General features: G+C 54.5%; 15 protein-coding genes, 1 tRNA gene and 1 pseudogene. 7 read left to right on the forward strand and 10 right to left on the reverse strand.

The annotated features are described in order from the left end of the window. Positions 1 to 240: 240 nt before the first annotated feature. The gene (locus NW852_RS04275; protein ID WP_414377615.1) at positions 241 to 666 is read right to left on the reverse strand and encodes a hypothetical protein; all 426 of its coding nucleotides are present in this window, start codon (positions 664 to 666) and stop codon (positions 241 to 243) included. A 754-nt stretch (positions 667 to 1,420) separates the two neighbouring features. Here NW852_RS04275 and NW852_RS04280 point away from each other — a divergent pair. After that, positions 1,421 to 1,558 (forward strand): hypothetical protein, encoded by a 138-nt coding sequence (locus NW852_RS04280; protein WP_414426484.1) that lies wholly within the window; start codon positions 1,421 to 1,423, stop codon positions 1,556 to 1,558. A 48-nt stretch (positions 1,559 to 1,606) separates the two neighbouring features. Next, positions 1,607 to 1,834 carry a transposase gene (locus NW852_RS04285; RefSeq protein ID WP_414335723.1) on the forward strand — a complete coding sequence of 76 codons (228 nt, stop codon included), beginning with the start codon at positions 1,607 to 1,609 and terminating at the stop codon, positions 1,832 to 1,834. Positions 1,835 to 2,022: 188 nt separating this feature from the next. Here NW852_RS04285 and NW852_RS04290 read toward each other — a convergent pair whose 3' ends face one another. The 7 genes from NW852_RS04290 to NW852_RS04320 are packed head-to-tail and all read right to left on the reverse strand — an operon-like array spanning position 2,023 to position 8,551. After that, positions 2,023 to 2,475, reverse strand: coding sequence for a molybdenum cofactor biosynthesis protein MoaE (locus tag NW852_RS04290; protein ID WP_414335721.1), 453 nt, complete (start codon positions 2,473 to 2,475; stop codon positions 2,023 to 2,025). Then, positions 2,476 to 2,739: a MoaD/ThiS family protein gene (locus NW852_RS04295; protein WP_414372616.1), complete on the reverse strand. Its 264-nt coding sequence runs from the start codon at positions 2,737 to 2,739 to the stop codon at positions 2,476 to 2,478. An 8-nt stretch (positions 2,740 to 2,747) separates the two neighbouring features. Continuing rightward, positions 2,748 to 3,815: a cyclic pyranopterin monophosphate synthase MoaC gene (gene moaC, locus NW852_RS04300; protein ID WP_414335717.1), complete on the reverse strand. Its 1,068-nt coding sequence runs from the start codon at positions 3,813 to 3,815 to the stop codon at positions 2,748 to 2,750. Between the two features lie 4 nt (positions 3,816 to 3,819). Beyond that, positions 3,820 to 4,758, reverse strand: coding sequence for a GTP 3',8-cyclase MoaA (gene moaA / locus NW852_RS04305; protein WP_414372613.1), 939 nt, complete (start codon positions 4,756 to 4,758; stop codon positions 3,820 to 3,822). A 1-nt stretch (position 4,759) separates the two neighbouring features. Further along, entirely contained in the window at positions 4,760 to 5,923 is a 1,164-nt protein-coding gene (locus NW852_RS04310; protein WP_414372611.1) for a molybdopterin molybdotransferase MoeA, read from the reverse strand. 55 nt (positions 5,924 to 5,978) lie between these two features. Continuing rightward, a complete protein-coding gene (locus tag NW852_RS04315) occupies positions 5,979 to 6,446 on the reverse strand; it encodes a nitrate reductase associated protein (protein WP_414372609.1) in 468 nt (155 codons plus the stop codon). 26 nt (positions 6,447 to 6,472) lie between these two features. Next, the gene (locus NW852_RS04320; protein WP_414372608.1) at positions 6,473 to 8,551 is read right to left on the reverse strand and encodes a molybdopterin oxidoreductase family protein; all 2,079 of its coding nucleotides are present in this window, start codon (positions 8,549 to 8,551) and stop codon (positions 6,473 to 6,475) included. A 918-nt stretch (positions 8,552 to 9,469) separates the two neighbouring features. On the opposite strand from NW852_RS04320, the pseudogene NW852_RS04325 reads away from it, so the two are divergent. The 4 genes and pseudogenes from NW852_RS04325 to NW852_RS04340 all read left to right on the forward strand — a co-directional run. After that, positions 9,470 to 9,712, forward strand: a pseudogene (locus NW852_RS04325) (hypothetical protein); the annotation flags it as partial. Between the two features lie 79 nt (positions 9,713 to 9,791). Next, entirely contained in the window at positions 9,792 to 11,999 is a 2,208-nt protein-coding gene (locus NW852_RS04330; RefSeq protein ID WP_414426485.1) for a phosphoketolase, read from the forward strand. Positions 12,000 to 12,025: 26 nt separating this feature from the next. Next, a complete protein-coding gene (locus NW852_RS04335) occupies positions 12,026 to 13,360 on the forward strand; it encodes an AAA family ATPase (protein ID WP_414426486.1) in 1,335 nt (444 codons plus the stop codon). Next, a complete protein-coding gene (locus NW852_RS04340) occupies positions 13,353 to 13,997 on the forward strand; it encodes a Rho termination factor (RefSeq protein WP_414372602.1) in 645 nt (214 codons plus the stop codon). Before NW852_RS04335 ends, NW852_RS04340 begins: the two co-directional genes overlap by 8 nt. Positions 13,998 to 14,034: 37 nt before the next feature. Here the strand turns inward: NW852_RS04340 and NW852_RS04345 are convergent, their stop codons facing one another. Continuing rightward, entirely contained in the window at positions 14,035 to 14,589 is a 555-nt protein-coding gene (locus tag NW852_RS04345) for a GDYXXLXY domain-containing protein (protein ID WP_414366509.1), read from the reverse strand. 130 nt (positions 14,590 to 14,719) lie between these two features. Here NW852_RS04345 and NW852_RS04350 point away from each other — a divergent pair. Beyond that, positions 14,720 to 14,791: transfer RNA gene (locus NW852_RS04350), tRNA-Met, on the forward strand. A gap of 113 nt (positions 14,792 to 14,904) precedes the next feature. Here NW852_RS04350 and NW852_RS04355 read toward each other — a convergent pair. Next, the coding region (locus NW852_RS04355) for a DUF29 family protein (RefSeq protein ID WP_414426487.1) at positions 14,905 to 15,164 on the reverse strand (260 nt) is incomplete at its 5' end.

Genomic DNA, 15,164 nt, shown 5'->3' on the forward strand with positions numbered 1-15,164 from the left:
TAACTAGTGGCTAGTGATTAGTGACTCGTCACCAGTTACTAACCCCTATTCACCACCTGTCACTACGCTAGGAGCCGTGCTCATTTCCCCAAGTGTTTCCTCTTGCGGGGTAGTTTCCTTTTACCCAAAGGTACTGTTCCACTCGACTCCCAGCACCTTCAGTGCCCGACGCAAGCTGAAATAACAGTAACCTTAAGAGTGAGCGAAGACGAGTCTGGCGGCCTGTTTTTTTGAGTCCTTTCAATCCAGCGGGTCGCAAGAACTGTCTTCCTCTTCTAGGCTCCAGCCCGCCCCCAAAGCGTCCGCCGCTGCCGCCTGCAACGCCTGAGTGTCCGCCCACAACTGCGCGGGATCCGATAGCGGATCTGACAGAGGCACCAAACGCAAGATGCGGCTCTCCTGAACCAGATCAATCACCACGCTGGGCCGTTCCCCCTCCATGCCTGCCACCTCCGAGGGGGAGGGATCCCGCAAGCAGGCGTAGTCGAAGCTGTTGAGGTTTAGGTAAAGGCTGCGATTGGCCACCAAGGTAGCCGCCGTTGCATCCTGAAACACCTCCATCACATAGCCCTCACCCTGCTTTCGCACCCAACCATCGACGATATCGAAGTAGCGAACCCGCCCCAGATCCGCTAGGAGACGGTAAATATCCCGCTTGTTAACCAAAATTCCGCTATCTACGATACAGGGTGCACAAGGACGAGTGTCTGTCATGGGCAGTCGGTCTTGAGGAGCAAGCGGATTGACAACAGGCAAGAAGCAATTAGAAGTAATGCTCAACAACAGCTAACCAACCATCGCAAATCCTCTAGAAAGTGGCCATCCCCAACAAGTCTAAGACTAGAGCAAACAAAACCAGAGAACCTCAGACAATCAAGATGAGAAAAAGCCAACAGCCCTACAAACTTAAGCCATTGCAGCAGAGCCCTTTGCTTTGCTCCAAAAAGCCTTTAGCCTGCTTCTCGGAAAGGCTCAGCTCTGGCCTCCCTCGAATGTACCACAGCTTTCCAAAAAGGGGCACAGATCTCCTCCTTCAAGTATCTCCAAGGTAAAGGACAAGGGAAGCCGGTCGATAGCCAGCAAATTTTCATCTGTATATTGGGGGAAAATAGGCAGTTAAAGGGTTTGAGACACTAGATATTGTAGGTAATGGTGAGGACGGCCCATTGCAACCGAACCTCTGCCCCAGGCTGTCCCTTTCATTTAGCCGGAAAGCGATGCGCGAAGGCACCTAGCTTTAGCTATGGGGATGAAGTGCTGTCTTTCTTATCCGTGCGAGCGTGTGATGTTTCATGCTAGCTAGGGAAGCCAAGCTGCTCAACGGAAGACCAGAGCGGTACCGAGCTCTGAATGAGGCCATTCGTATCCATTGAGTACAAGTGAGTACAAGCAGTCGGGGTGGAAACTTTCACCTGACGGGATGGCCATCACCTTCACCGACGGCAACCAGGCAGGTACCTTTGCCTTGTACTGCAACGGCAAAGCCAGACAGCTTATCCTCGGCTCCAAGATCAACCGGGTGCGGGTGGTGCCCAGAGCGGACAGGTACTACGCCTAGTTCTGCCTCGACAGAGAGCGCTGGGCCCAGGGCAAGTACACCGGCCAGATGGTGGGTCTCGACCTGGGGCTGCACCACTTCTACTCCGACCAGAAGGGGAACACGGTAGATTGTCCTAAGTTTTTGCGCCGGAATGAGAAGCGGCTGAAAAGACATCAACGCAAGTTGAGCAGGACATTCGTCAAGGGAGCTGAGCGGCAGTCCAACCCCTACCACAAACGGAGAAAGAGGTTGGGCAAGGTACACCTGAAAGTCCAGCGCCAGCGTAGAGACTGAGCCATGAAGCTGGGCCGGTACGTAGTGCTCGCCTCTGGCGTTGCGGAGCACTTTGTCTAACAACGTCGTGGCGTATGAGGATTTGCAGGTGAAGAACCACCGCCTGGCCAAGTCCATGCCAGGGATCCCCACACTGCTCCTGGTTCAAACAATGACACTCTCTAACGCCAGCCTAGAAAGCCTAGAAATTATTCATCAAATGATTGTTCGAATAGCGAGGGTGTTTTTTGGCACAAAACCCACTGCGGTTCCTCGTCACGATAGTACTCTTTTTTCCAGATTGGCAGCCGATGCTTGATGGCATTGATGATGTAGCGTGTTCCAGCAAAGGCAGCAGCTCGATGGACAGCGGTAGTACCAACCCACACTGCGATGTCGCCAATCGCAAGATGGCCCTGACGGTGACAGGCGATAGCGCCACAGAGATTGAACTTAGAGCAGGCCTCCCGGAGGATCCTTTCGCCCTCCTTCTCGGCGAGGATTTCATAAACTTCGTACTCCAAGCTGAGAACAGTCCTTCCCCTGTTGTGATTGCGTACCCAACCCTCGAAGGTTACGAGGGCACCCGCTGTGCTATCGGCAAGTAAGCGGCTGAGCTCGGTTGTTTGGATAGCAGTGTCACTAATCAAAAACCGCAGCATCTAACCTCCACAGACTGGCGGAATAAAAATTACGAAGGCATAGTCGTCAACCGGACTAGTTAGGTCACAAAATTCGTGATTGACAGCAACTTTAATATCTTTCGCTGCCAGTGGGAAGCCATACTTTGCCTTCACCTGCTGATACAACTCCAGGTAGCTTGCTGCATTGGTTTGGAGCACTTCTCTACTTCGTTGAGCCTGCTCCCTCAGCATCGCCACATACTGGATAGTTACAGTTTTGGTCAGGATGGACTGAGTTGTCATAGTTTCGATTACCTTGGGCTTAAAAGACGTTCAAAGGCAGCATACTCCTCTGGGGTATTGACGTTCATCAGTTCGGCCTCACAGTCAGGGGTAACTAGGGTACAGGGTTGGTCGCCAAGGACTTTAACAGGGCAGTATACCCCGGCTGCATAGGCAGCCCTCAGCACTGCTGCAGCCTGAGGAGTATAGATTGCACAGAGAGCCTCTGGAAAGCCAAGTTTGGGGTTAGCATAACAGGTCGCAACCGTTTCAGCTTGATAGTGCTCCAGTAGCTTTTGGATTGTCTTTGCTTGCAGATTGAGGAGATCGCAAGCAACAACTAACCAGTTAGCTTCGGGATGGGTGTTCAGGGCAGTCAGCAGACCACTGATTGGGCCAACGCTTTCTACTTGATCCGGCAGCGTGGGCAGCAACTCCAGTGGCGTGCTCAACCACTGACCGGCACGCGCTGATAGATAAACTCGCTGGCAGTAGGGTTGTAGCAATTCATAGAGATAGGCAGCATACGGTTTGCCAGTGTGGTTCAGCAGAGCCTTATCCCGGCCCATGCGCTTGCTCTGTCCCCCTGTAAGTACCAGACCGTAGAGAGGACGCTCCAGGAGGGCGTTTTTGCCGCCGGACTTGGTCACTAGGCGGGTCTCTCGAATACAGATGTGGGGTGACACCGACTTGCACATGTCGTAGATCGTCAGCGCCGCTACCGAAGCACCACAGAGGGCCTCCATTTCAACGCCTGTTTTGGCGCTAGTTTTGACGGTGCAGTGAACAGTTACAAGCAAACGATCATCAATTTTGATATCAAAGGTGCAGCTCTCGACGGGAATCTGGTGACAAAAGGGGATCAGTTGCTCAGTCTTTTTAACAGCCATAGTACCCGCGATAACTGCTGTCTGAAACACCACTCCTTTCTCGAGGTAAATATCTTGACCAACAATATATGTACTCAAAGCAGGCGGCAATTGAACTATTGCTTGAGCTGTCGCTACTCGCAAAGATGCAGATTTGTTACTGACATCCACCATCTGCGGTTGGCCCTGAGCATCAAGATGCGCCCATACACGATCAGCCTCACCCATAGATCTAGCCCCCTAAACTGTACATCGGATGTAAAACCTGCTCGACCCTGCGCATTGGCTTCATCCCTAAAAGCTGTTGGTAAATCTGTCGGCGTTGTGCTGGTGTCGCATCACGGATTGGCAAGCCGTTTTCGGTAAATAGGCAAGCAAAGAGACGTCCATCGGCGGTCAAGCGCCAGCGCGAGCAGGTGCTGCAGAAAGGTTGCGACTCGGAGGCAATAAATCCGATTTTGGCAGCCCCATCGACTGTGAAGTAGAATGCTGTAGAATCAGGTACCGTCGGCAGCTGGGTTAGGGTATAGCGTTCCTTTAGGCGAGCAATACACTCTTGTGCTGAAATGTAGCGCTCATCATAAATATGGTTGGCATAGCCAATCCGCATCAGCTCCAAAAAGCGAACTGTCACACCTGTCTCGCGAGCAAATTCAACAAAATCAAACAGCTCATGATCGTTGACGCCTCGCATCAGAACTGTGTTGAGCTTGATGCTAAACCCCTGAGCAATACCCTCCCGGATATTACGAAGAATATCGGCAAGGCAGTCTCGGTGTGTGATCCAGGCTTCAGTAGCAGGCTGAAGGCTGTCGAGACTGATGTTAAGATTATGAACATTGGCAGCTTTAAGGACATCCCAGTAGAGGTGCAACAGCACTCCATTGGTCGTGAGGCTGAGGGAGGGAATTTTCAGCTCAGCAAGCCCCTGCATGATTTCGGCAAACTCGCGCCGAACCAGAGGTTCGCCACCTGTGATACGAACTTCCTCGATGCCATAGTCCAGCAGCTCACCGATAATGTCTTTGTATTGCTGCGGACTTAGATAGCTGCTTTTGTCCATGAACTCAGGATACAGGGGCATACAGTAGCGACAGCGCAGGTTGCATTGATCGGTCAGGGAGACCCTCAGCTTGCGAATGCGGCGGTTCCATTGATCAACTAGTTGCATCCTAGTACCAGGGATAGAATAAAAAGACTTCGCCAGCCTTAAAGACCACTTGATCTTGGGGGAGCTCTACAAAGCCATCGCTGGTTGCCAGAGCAACAAAGTCGCCAGAGCTCTGAGGCATGATTAGTGTGAGGGCTTGGTTGCTACCAAGCTTGGCAGGTACAAAAAAAGTGAGATTAGGCTCAAAGGTAATGGTCTCACCCAGATAGCCGGAATAAACGGTGCAGTTCAGCAGATAGCGATGCAGACACACAAGAGCTGAGACAGGATTGCCTGGTAGCCCCCAGACAATGGTGTTAGCTTGATGATCAATGCCAAACCACATCGGCTTGCCCGGTTTTTGGGCGACACCGTGAATATAGGCAGTAACGCCACAATGTTGCCAAATTCGAGGTAAGTAGTCGCGTTTTCCCTTCGAGATACCGCCGGTGTAAATCAAGAGGTCATAGCTTTGGGTGTTAGTTTGGTAGTGGGCGATAATGCTAGCCGAATCATCGGGGATGTGGTCAATCTCGACCTCGGTGTAACCGTAGGCGAGGAGAGCAGCTCTGAGGGCGTAAGCGTTGGAGCATCGCAGTTGATAGGGTGTGGGAGTTTGCTCGATGGAGACCAATTCATCACCTGTGGCTACAAGTTTGATGCGGGGAGCTGCTTCGACTTGGACATGGCTGTAGCCGAAGGAGGCTAGAATGCCGATATGAACGCTCTTGAGGGTAATGCCGGGGTGGAGAACGAGTGCCCCTGCGATGCAGTCGCTGCCTTGTCGATGAATAAAATCACCTCTGCTGCGCTCAACTTCATAGGTGATGGTAGCGACTCCCTGCTCGATACGAATCTGCTCGTAGGGGACGACAAGATCGCTACCCAGCGGCAGGGGACAGCCGGTCATCACTTCGAAGCACTGCTGCGGGTCGGCCAGCGTGGCAGCGCTTACCCCAGCGGCAGCCATGCCCGCAACCCTAAAGCGGCGCTGCCCAGCGGCATAGGCAGCGTAGTTAATGGCAATGCCGTCCACCATGACGCGGTTAATCGGCGGGTAGTCACGATCGGCATAGATCGGCTCAGCAAGAACCCGGCCTGCGCACTTCGCGATTGGGATCGACTCGGTTCTAGGTGGCAGCCACTGGGCTTTGATAACGGCTTCAGCTTCTTGGACGCTGATCATAAGCGCTGAAAGTAAGGCCAACGAATGGAGTGTCCGAGTATGAGCTGCACCTACCCTAGCAGCGCTTATCTTGGCTCCAGGGTGAGGAGAATTCCTGAAAGGCAGGTACAAAGTTACGGTTTTCGTGCTTGGAGCAACTAAGCTTAATGAGGGCAAAGCGCTGCAAGGGCGTTAGCTTTTGCCACAGCTCAAGGGTCAGCACAACCCCCCTGGCTGCTGCTTGCTCAAGGACGCTGGCAGGGATTGCGGTGGCATCTTCCCAAGCCGGTTTTGGATCAACAGGCAGCTCACTAGCTTGTTCTTGGCAGATATTTTCAATAAGGTGAATCAGGTACTCGCGGTAGGCAGCACGGTCGGCAGCAGTATCAGTTGGTCGGTCAATCAAGCTTTGGCGCTGCTGACGACTAAAACGCAGCCACTGATGTAGTTTGAGTTTGATGCCACACTGATCCAGCTTCAAGCGCACAACCATAGGGATGCAGCGGAGGCTATCGGCAAAGTCTTGCTCGAACTGAAAGATCATCGCGTTACCCAAGACATAAAGTGGGCTTAGATTGACAGGGGTTCGATGCGACTAAGTCTGACGGCACAGGCTTTAAGTTCAGGTTGCTTCGAGCTAGGGCAGGCAACCGAGTGGGTGAGGGCATTGCAGGCGGCATCTTCACCCCACAATGGTCCCCAATGCATCGGCATAAATACCGTGCCGGGGCTGATCGCCCGGGTTATTTTAACCGGGAGGGTAGCCTTGCCTCGCCGTGATTCAACCCTTACCCAGTCGCCATCGGTGAGCCCTACCCTGTCAGCATCACGGGGGTGAATCTCGAGAAAAGGCTGGGGGTGCATTGCCCGGATTTTGGCTACATGGCCAGTACGGGTTTGGGTGTGCCAATGGCCATAGAGGCGTCCTGTAGTGAGGACATAGGGATAGTCGGGATCCGGCGGTTCGGCAAGGCCGTGTGAATGACTGGCGATGAAACGAGCGCGACCTGTAGGCGTTGGAAAGTGGTGATTGATATAGAGGTTGCGGGTCTCGATTGGTCCAGTACGGGGATAAGGCCACTGTTGGGGGCCTTGGTGCAGGAGCTCATGACTGAGGCCAGAAAGATCACAGGGACGCCCAGCAGTAAGACCGACATATTCGGCAAAAACTGCTGCGCTATCCGCAAAGCTAAACGCCTTGGCAAAGCCCAGACGGCGGCCTACTTCCGCCCAAATTTCCCAATCAGCCCGTGCTTCACCGGGGGGATGGCGCCACGCCGGACAGAGGGTAACGCGGCGCTCGGAGTTGGTCATGGTGCCCGTTTTTTCACCCCACTGAGCAGCAGGCAGCACCAGATGCGCGTAGGCAGTGGTTTCGGTAGGAAAGTAGGCATCTTGGACAATCGTGAAAGGCGATCGCGAGAGCGCTGCTGCTACCCGGTGCAGGTCGGGCAAGCTCACCAGCGGGTTGGTGGCGGCAATCCAGAAAACATCCAGGGCGCCAGCCTCCAGAGCGCGAATCATCCCGAGAGCATCGAGGCCAGGCTCAGGATTGATTGGGCCAAGCTGCCAATGCTGCTCCACAGCAGCGCGATCTTCCGGGTTCGTAACCTTGCGATAGCCGGGCAAGAGGTGGGCCAAGCCACCCGCCTCTCGGCCGCCCATGGCGTTAGGCTGCCCCGTCAGCGAGAACGGCCCTGCCCCCGCAAAGCCTATTTGGCCAGTGAGCAAATGGAGATTGATAAGACTTGTAACCTTGGCAGTACCTTCGCTGGACTGGTTAAGCCCCATTGACCACATGGAAAGGGTTTTCCGGGAGTGCTGCCAGAGTCGAGCGACGGCAATTACATCCTCAATTTCTATGCCGCAGCGACTAGCCACACGCGCAGGAGTGTACTCGGCCACCAGAGCTGCATAGGTCTCAAAGCCTTCGGTGTGTTGGGCAATGAAGTCGTGGTTGATGGCCCCCCACTGAATGAGTAGGTGGGCGATACCATTGAGCAAATCAATGTCGCTGCCCGGAGCAATCCCAAGATATAGATCTGCACCCTCAGCCGTCTCGGTACGGCGGGGATCCACAACCACCACCTTCAAACTCGGGTCACTCTTGTGGCGCTTGCGCAGGCGATTGAACAAAATTGGGTGGCACTCAGCGGTGTTGGTGCCGATCAAAAAGGCAAGCTCGCAGCTATCGAGGTCAGAGTAGCTACAGGGAGGGCCATCTGAACCCAAGCTTTGGCAGTAGCCCTCCACGGCAGAGGACATGCAAAGGCGCGAGTTGCTGTCAAAGTTATTACTGCCCAGGCAGCCCTTGAGTAGCTTTTGGGCAACGTAATAATCTTCAGTATGCAACTGCCCTGAACCATAGATCGCAATTCGCTCGGGGCGACTCTGGCGAATGCGCTCCACGATCAAATCCAGCGCTTGATCCCAGCTAATCGGCTGAAAATCATCGCGGAGGCTGGAGCGATAAAGAGGCACGGTGGCACGGTTGTGATCAAGGGTTTCGAGAAGAGTGGCACCCTTAACACAAACCATGCCTTGACTGGAGGGATGAGACCGATCCCCACGAATTCTTGTGCCGCCAGCCAGAATTTCCAGGCCACAACCAACCCCGCAGTAGGGACAGAGGCTACGCACGTTATCCATTGCTGATTCTCATCTGAAGCTGGTTTACTCCTCCTGGGCAAAGTGACGGTGGAGAAAGTCGAGGACTTTGTTGCTTGGGTTGCAAAGCTTGGGCGCCTCAGGGATCCCGACAGCCAAGCGGGGAAGGGCGCGGCCATGCTCAAGCCCTTCACGCAGGCCAATATAGGGGTGTCGCCTCCAGATCTTTGGTAATGTGTACTACCGTTTGTTACCTATTATGCAGTTATGTCATCTTAAAATGCTCATTCAGCATAAAAGGTGCTTTCTGCTCCAGATCAGCCCTCAAACTCAGCAAGCGATAGCTAGATTGAGCAGCAACGGGCCGGCCGCACTTGGCTCAAGGAGGCATCCCTTACCTACAAATCGCTTCTGATGAAACCTGCTGCCTCAGGGATCCATAGCTTCATCCAAGTCACAGTGTCCACTTGGATGTCGAGGCACATGTGAGCTACAGAATTTAACCGTCCACCCTTCCTGCTTGCTGCCAGGGTCAATGCCCACAGCAAGGGGCTAAGTTTTGCAGTCAGATAGTTTTGCGTTCAGATGCACGCAGAACACTCCCCTTTTCCAGAAGGGAGCAGCTTTGCCGCTCCTAATCCGCCACCGAGCACAGCTAGTTGACACTCCCTCGACTGAAGTCGGGAGATTCTTAAGTAGCCCACAAACGGACTTGTAAAGGTGTTGTCAAACCGCCCTTAGACAGTCCCTCGAGGCAAAGCCCCAAAGTTCTGCTTACTCTTTTCAGTAGGTTAGCCGCAGCGTTAGCATCAGCGTTCACTAACCACCCTTTGGCTGTTTGGCACAGTCCCCGCTTTATCCACTTCCCAGATGCTTGCCACCGGTCGGGTCTTTCACCGTAGTTAGGTAGCTCATCCCTATCCAAGAAACTTGCCTGGGAAGTGTACACCTCGTCTACCTCAACACAAAGCCAGTCAGGGCACATGCAGTTCACGGCGCAGGTGCCGGCAACTGTTGCAACGGCTGTCTGGCAGGGAGAGGCGCTTTCAAGCGTGGGTGGACCACTGCATCTCCACTGGCGTCAGCGGGACGGAGTCCTTTGTGATTGCGCTTTCGGGGGCTGCCGCAAACCAGCCCAGAGGTCCGTGGTTGGCTTGTCAACTGCAGGGCTACCAAGAGCCCGTACTTTATACGTCAGCATGAGTGCGGGTAGTTTACAACATCCAAAAGGCCTTATCAGGTTTAAAGTGAGGAGTAACCCGACAAAGAGTGAGGCTCGACCATGACGCTGGCTCAGGAGGCAACTGCCCAAGTTCCCGCCTTTTGCGAAGGGATCCAATACTTTGGGGATCCCTGGCCGGAATTCGATCGCCTGGGCCAGGAACCTGCAGTCGATGCTGCCACAGGCAAGCTGCGGGATCCCGGCAGTCGCATGGCCGCCTACCAAACTTTGCTCTATGCTGATGCGTTGCGCTACCTCACCCTGCAGATGACAGCCAGCAAAGCCTCGGGCCACCCGGGGGGCTTTGCCAGCCAGGCGGAAGCCTATGCCGCTTTGGTGTACCTGGGCCAAAAGAACATTCCCACCGAAGTGGGCCACCACGCCCCCGGCTTCTATGCCGCCATGTTCTTGGATGGATCCCTGGCCGAGATGGGCATCCACACCGTCTCTGACTTGCAGGCTCGCTTTCGGGAACGGGAAGGGCTGCTGGGGCACCTCTCTGGCTACATCCCCGGCTTGCTGGCGCCGGCAGGGCCCCTTGGGCAGGGGCAGCACTTTGCCATGGCCGCTGCTTTGCTTTACCCGGATCGCCTCTTTCCTGTCACCATCGGCGATGGGGGGCTGGGGGAGCCCTACGTGATGAGCTCCATGATCCACTTTCACACCGCCTTCCCGCAGCGCACCAACTTCCTGCCGGTGCTGGTCTGGAATGGCTACAGCCAAGAGCACCACAGCATGATCTCCACCCTCACCAACGCCCAGATGGTTGAGTACTGGCGGGGCAACGGCTTCGAGGAAGTGGTGCTGGTGGATGCTAAGGAATTCGACGATGCCCAGCAGCCTGGCCCCTATGTGGACAGCACTCTTTTTTCCCTGGAAGCCCGCTTGGCCTTTGCCCAGAGGGTACTGACCGAAATGGAGCGGGCCATTCAGTCAGCTCTAAGCGGCCACCTGACGGTTTTCATCCTCAAGCAACTGAAAGGGGCGGGCGTGCACGCCAAGGGATCCAAATCCCACAACCTCTACGCCCACCATACCTTGGATAACCCCGACATTGTGGCTGCTCTGCAAGCGCGGGCGCTGCATCCGGCAGCTTGGGCCCTGGTGCGACAAAACTGCGAGCGGGCTGCTGGGGGACCGGCAGCTAAGGTGGTGGTCACTGAGTCTATCCGGCCTCTGCCGCCGCTGGGATCCCTCAACTTAACTGAGTTCCCCCTCGGCGATAAGCAAGTCTCCACCACGGCCATTGGCGCTCTAGTGGTGCAGGTAGGGCAGAAAGACCCTGACTTTCTGGTGGCCAACGCGGACGGCAACGAGGCCTCCGGCCTTGCCAATGTCAACCAGGGCCTGAAAGTCATCCACCCCACGGTGGATCCGCTCTACAACCAACAGCCCCAGGGCCAGGTTTACGAACCCCTTAGCGAAGATGCCTGCGCTGGCCTGACGGGGGGCCTGGCGCTCTTCGGCGGGCGCTCTCTCTGGTGCTCCTATGAATCCTTTGCCGTCAACGGACTGCCCATCTGGCAGACGGTAACCCAGGCGATGGCGGAGCTGCGCCGCCCCACCCCTGCCGCTATTGCCCTCTTCACGGCTGGAGCATTGGAACAGGGACGTAACGGCTGGACCCACCAACGCCCAGAAATCGAGGCCTATTTAGCGGCCATGATGCGCAACGGCAACATCTTCCCCCTCTTTCCCCCCGACGCCAACTGTGCCCAAGTCGCCTACGAGTGGGCCCTATCGACCTTCAACAAAGGGATCCCGATCTTTGCCAGCAAAACCCCCCTGCCCATCCGCACCACCCTGGAACAAGCGCGCCAAGCCGTGGAGCAGGGCTGCACTGTGCTGCAGGAACTGCCTGGATCCCGCACTGTGGTCTTTGCCGTGGTGGGGGATATGATCCTCCTGCCAGTCTTTGCGGCGGCTGACCAGCTCCAGGCCCAGGGGATCGGCAGCAAAATTGTTTCGGTAGTCAACCCTCGCCGTCTCTACCGCCCTAGCGATATAGCCTGGTCCACCTGTGCCCAACCCGATGGGGAGTTCATGTCTGACCAGGAGTTTGCCGCCTGGTTTGCCGGCGAAGCCCTTATCGGCGTGACTGGCGGATCCAGCCTGATGTTGGAGCCCCTGTTGTTGCGCTACACCGGCCCGCGCGATCTTTTTGCCTGGAAACGCGGCGAAACCACCGCCACCCCTGCCGAACTCATGGACTACAACGGCCTAACGGCCCAGGCACTCGCAGAGAGGGCAAAGCAACTGCTAGACTGAGGGGCACATTGGGATCCCTTCAGTCTATGACTAGTGTCATCTCCCTCCGAGAGAAGCTTGGGAGGATATCCCCCCGCGAGAGAGTTGAGCAAGTCATTGTCCAAGATTTTGCCAGACCCTTGCTCCATGAGCTAGGCTTTGGAGACCTGGAGATTAGGCAGGAGTTTGAAACAGGGTGCGGAGAAGTAGACTTTGCAGCTAGAAAAAACACACAACATACAGACATCTTCTATAACTCTAGGAAAAACCCATACCTTCTCTTGGAAGTTAAGTCCAGGACAGTCAATCTTAGTGAGGGATCCGCTGCCTGTAGAGATGCAGTAGATCAAATAAAAAGGTACTTGCTTGGAGAGCATTGCAAATCAGCAAAGTGGGGAATAGTTACCAATGCAAATTACATCCAGCTCTGGAGGAGGCACGGGAAGGTTGTTCACCCTGTTACAGCAAACCTTGCTATCAACCTGGATAACATTGAGAACATCGTGCATGATTTACGAAACAAGATAGAAAACTACGAGCGCGCTTTGACCATATGTGTGTACAACAATAAAGGCGGTGTGGGCAAAACAACAACGGTTATTAACCTTGCAGGAGCATTAGCATATAAAGGGAAAAAAGTCTTAGCTGTTGACTTTGACTCCCAAGGAGATTTGACAAGAAGCTTGGGAGCTACTCCTGGAAAAGTTACACTAACGCAGTGTTTAAAGGATCCCAGGATAGACGTCCACACGATTGTTCAGACATATAGGCTCAAGACACCTAAGGGAATAGTTTCCGTCTTCAACCTCATCCCAAGAGACTCTGAGCTGGAGAAACTGACCGACAGCCAAAATGCAGCCTATATCCAGAAAGGAACCAGGCGCCTTCGGGATCTGCTTGCCCCCCTTCGTCGTGAGTATGACTACATCCTAATCGACTGCCCAACTCAGTGGCTTTACTTCAGCCAAAGTGGACTTTTTGCTGCCGACGTTATTTTGATACCTACCCGACCTGACGATCTGTCTTCTTTGAATAATGCTGTTAGAGTAATTACCAAATTCATTCCAGAAACTGTTAAATCACGACACGACGGAGGCCCCATCGCTTTGCCTATCTTTTTTAATGGCGTCTCCTCGAAAAATCAAAACGCTACCAAACTGGCAAACGAAGAAATACAAAAGCTTATTAAGCAAGAGAAAGATATGGACTTAACCCCGTATTTCCGACCGCTCTTTAAAAAGGGCAATGAAGACAAATGCATTATACCCGACTATGCACTGATATCTTCTGCCACTTTTGATCGAATTCCTGCTGTCCTTAAGCACAAGAAAGTTTTAGAATACTACCAAAAGCTCGCCGGCGAGTACTTTATCGATGAGTGAGTTCTCCGATCTCGGCAAGCTGGTTAACTTACCCCTTGAGAGCATCATGCCTGCCGAGGGGTTTTCTGCTCCCTCTTTCCTGGTTACTGCAGCAGCCGCTCAGTTAAGGGCAACAGGAGGGCGCAACTGGGTGCCGCTGCTAGTGGTTGAAGCTGGCGACTACCAGTACAAGGCCGTTGGCAACCATTTTGTCTATGCAGTTGCTCAAGAAGCAGGGCTGGAGAGGCTCTGGTGTATCATTGTTGACCCAGCTCCGGAGCAGGTGGAGCAGGCCCAAGTTCTCGCCAGAGAAAGGGTTCCGAAGGTCAATCTGACTGAGGCTTCTAGGGAAACTATCTTGGCTGCGCTGAGATACCTGGCTGAGCAGCCCGGCACTCCGCTTAAGGGAGTTGATGTAACCACTGCAGCCGCGCGAATTGCGGAGGCGGATAGGAGCTGGTGGCAGGATCTAACTCCCATAACCAAGCTAGGATGCAGAATTACGCGAGGCAAAAAGTTGGATGCTCTGAAGGAGGTATTTTTCCTAGCTCCTACAGCACCACCTCCTAGTAAGAAGAAATCGTCTAAAAAAACCACGACATCCGCCAGCGTCAAGAAAACAAGCTCAAGTCGCTCGCGGAAAAAGAAAGAGGGCTAAAAGGGATCCTCCCCCCACTGCAGAACAAGGCCGGCCTTTAGTACCGCCGTTCCCCCGCCCAAAGACCCACCAGAGCTGCTTTGCCCCAGGGATCCACCTTCACCTCTGCTCGCAGTGCTTCTGGGTTGCGGCGGATCTCTAGTTCCAGAACATCTCCCAGCGCTTCTGGAATGAAAAACTCTTCGATCCCAAACCTAAGCTGCCACCCATCGAACCACCCTTGCAGGACGACCTCCGTAGGTTGCAGCTCCCCGGGCCGGTCGCGGCTGATGCCGATGGCCTGCCAGGGTTGAGAGGGATCCCCGGCAGGAGGGGCCAAGCGCAGGTAGAGGATCCCTGGCTTACCAAGCTCAGGGAACCAACCGGGCAGTTTCTCCAGAGTGGAAAGTTGGGCAACGGTATAGCTCAAGGTTACGTAGCGGCCCCGCAAGGGGTCGTAGGGATCCCGAGGAGCAATTTGCAAGTAGATGGGGGTTCCCGTGGCAAGGGTAAGCGCCTTCCGGGTCGGCACCAGCGCAACCAGGCTTACCTGCAGCAATAGGGCCAACCAAAAGAGGGATCCCTTGGGAGGCCGAGGAGAGGGCGTGTTCATTACAGCACGGTTCTAGGCGGCTTGCTGGAACAAGTTACCCCAAGCTGTGGAGGAAGCTATGCCTGGGGGGATCCTCTTTCAGGGCAGACTTCCCAGCCATAAAGATGCTATCCTAGTTAAGCGTCTTCTCGGCTCAGTAGCTCAGCGGTAGAGCAGGGGACTCATAAGCCCTGGGTCGCGTGTTCAAATCACGCCTGAGCCATCTCTAGCAAGGCTTTGGTTGCAGCCTTTGGAGGACAGGTTGAGCTGGAGCTCTAGCTTTCGCTCTCAGGTTGCAAGAGGCGGCATTTCCAAGGGCGAGCCAAGCCCCTTGAGCTATCCCGATCCCGGATAAAAGCCGAGATCTAGCACCTGCTCAAGTGGGTAGGGACACTCGGCGGGCAGATCCTCTTCCGAGAGCGGCGTTTCTTTCACCACCAACAGGATCCCGTCTTGGTAAGCCTCTGGCAGAGCTGCCAAAAGCTCAGGCTTTAGCTTAATCGGCGGGAAGACCCGCACTGTATGGGTGAAGAGCCAATCCGTGTCGGGATGAAAGCCGTTCGTGCTACAAGTGAGGCGAACAAGTTCAATCTCTG

The organism is Synechococcus sp. H60.1 (assembly GCF_047462335.1).
Classification (GTDB): Bacteria; Cyanobacteriota; Cyanobacteriia; order Thermostichales; family Thermostichaceae; genus Thermostichus.

What these genes read in the sequence shown, in the direction of transcription:
- NW852_RS04315 (WP_414372609.1), bottom strand. Translation starts at nt 6,446, where the DNA reads ATGATCTTTCAGTTCGAGCAAGACTTTGCCGATAGCCTCCGCTGCATC.
- moaC (WP_414335717.1), bottom strand. Translation starts at nt 3,815, where the DNA reads ATGGGTGAGGCTGATCGTGTATGGGCGCATCTTGATGCTCAGGGCCAA.
- NW852_RS04340 (WP_414372602.1), top strand. Translation starts at nt 13,353, where the DNA reads ATGAGTGAGTTCTCCGATCTCGGCAAGCTGGTTAACTTACCCCTTGAG.
- NW852_RS04285 (WP_414335723.1), top strand. Translation starts at nt 1,607, where the DNA reads ATGGTGGGTCTCGACCTGGGGCTGCACCACTTCTACTCCGACCAGAAG.
- NW852_RS04330 (WP_414426485.1), top strand. Translation starts at nt 9,792, where the DNA reads ATGACGCTGGCTCAGGAGGCAACTGCCCAAGTTCCCGCCTTTTGCGAA.
- NW852_RS04310 (WP_414372611.1), bottom strand. Translation starts at nt 5,923, where the DNA reads ATGATCAGCGTCCAAGAAGCTGAAGCCGTTATCAAAGCCCAGTGGCTG.
- NW852_RS04295 (WP_414372616.1), bottom strand. Translation starts at nt 2,739, where the DNA reads ATGACAACTCAGTCCATCCTGACCAAAACTGTAACTATCCAGTATGTG.
- NW852_RS04290 (WP_414335721.1), bottom strand. Translation starts at nt 2,475, where the DNA reads ATGCTGCGGTTTTTGATTAGTGACACTGCTATCCAAACAACCGAGCTC.
- NW852_RS04335 (WP_414426486.1), top strand. Translation starts at nt 12,026, where the DNA reads ATGACTAGTGTCATCTCCCTCCGAGAGAAGCTTGGGAGGATATCCCCC.
- NW852_RS04345 (WP_414366509.1), bottom strand. Translation starts at nt 14,589, where the DNA reads ATGAACACGCCCTCTCCTCGGCCTCCCAAGGGATCCCTCTTTTGGTTG.
- moaA (WP_414372613.1), bottom strand. Translation starts at nt 4,758, where the DNA reads ATGCAACTAGTTGATCAATGGAACCGCCGCATTCGCAAGCTGAGGGTC.
- NW852_RS04320 (WP_414372608.1), bottom strand. Translation starts at nt 8,551, where the DNA reads ATGGATAACGTGCGTAGCCTCTGTCCCTACTGCGGGGTTGGTTGTGGC.
- NW852_RS04280 (WP_414426484.1), top strand. Translation starts at nt 1,421, where the DNA reads ATGGCCATCACCTTCACCGACGGCAACCAGGCAGGTACCTTTGCCTTG.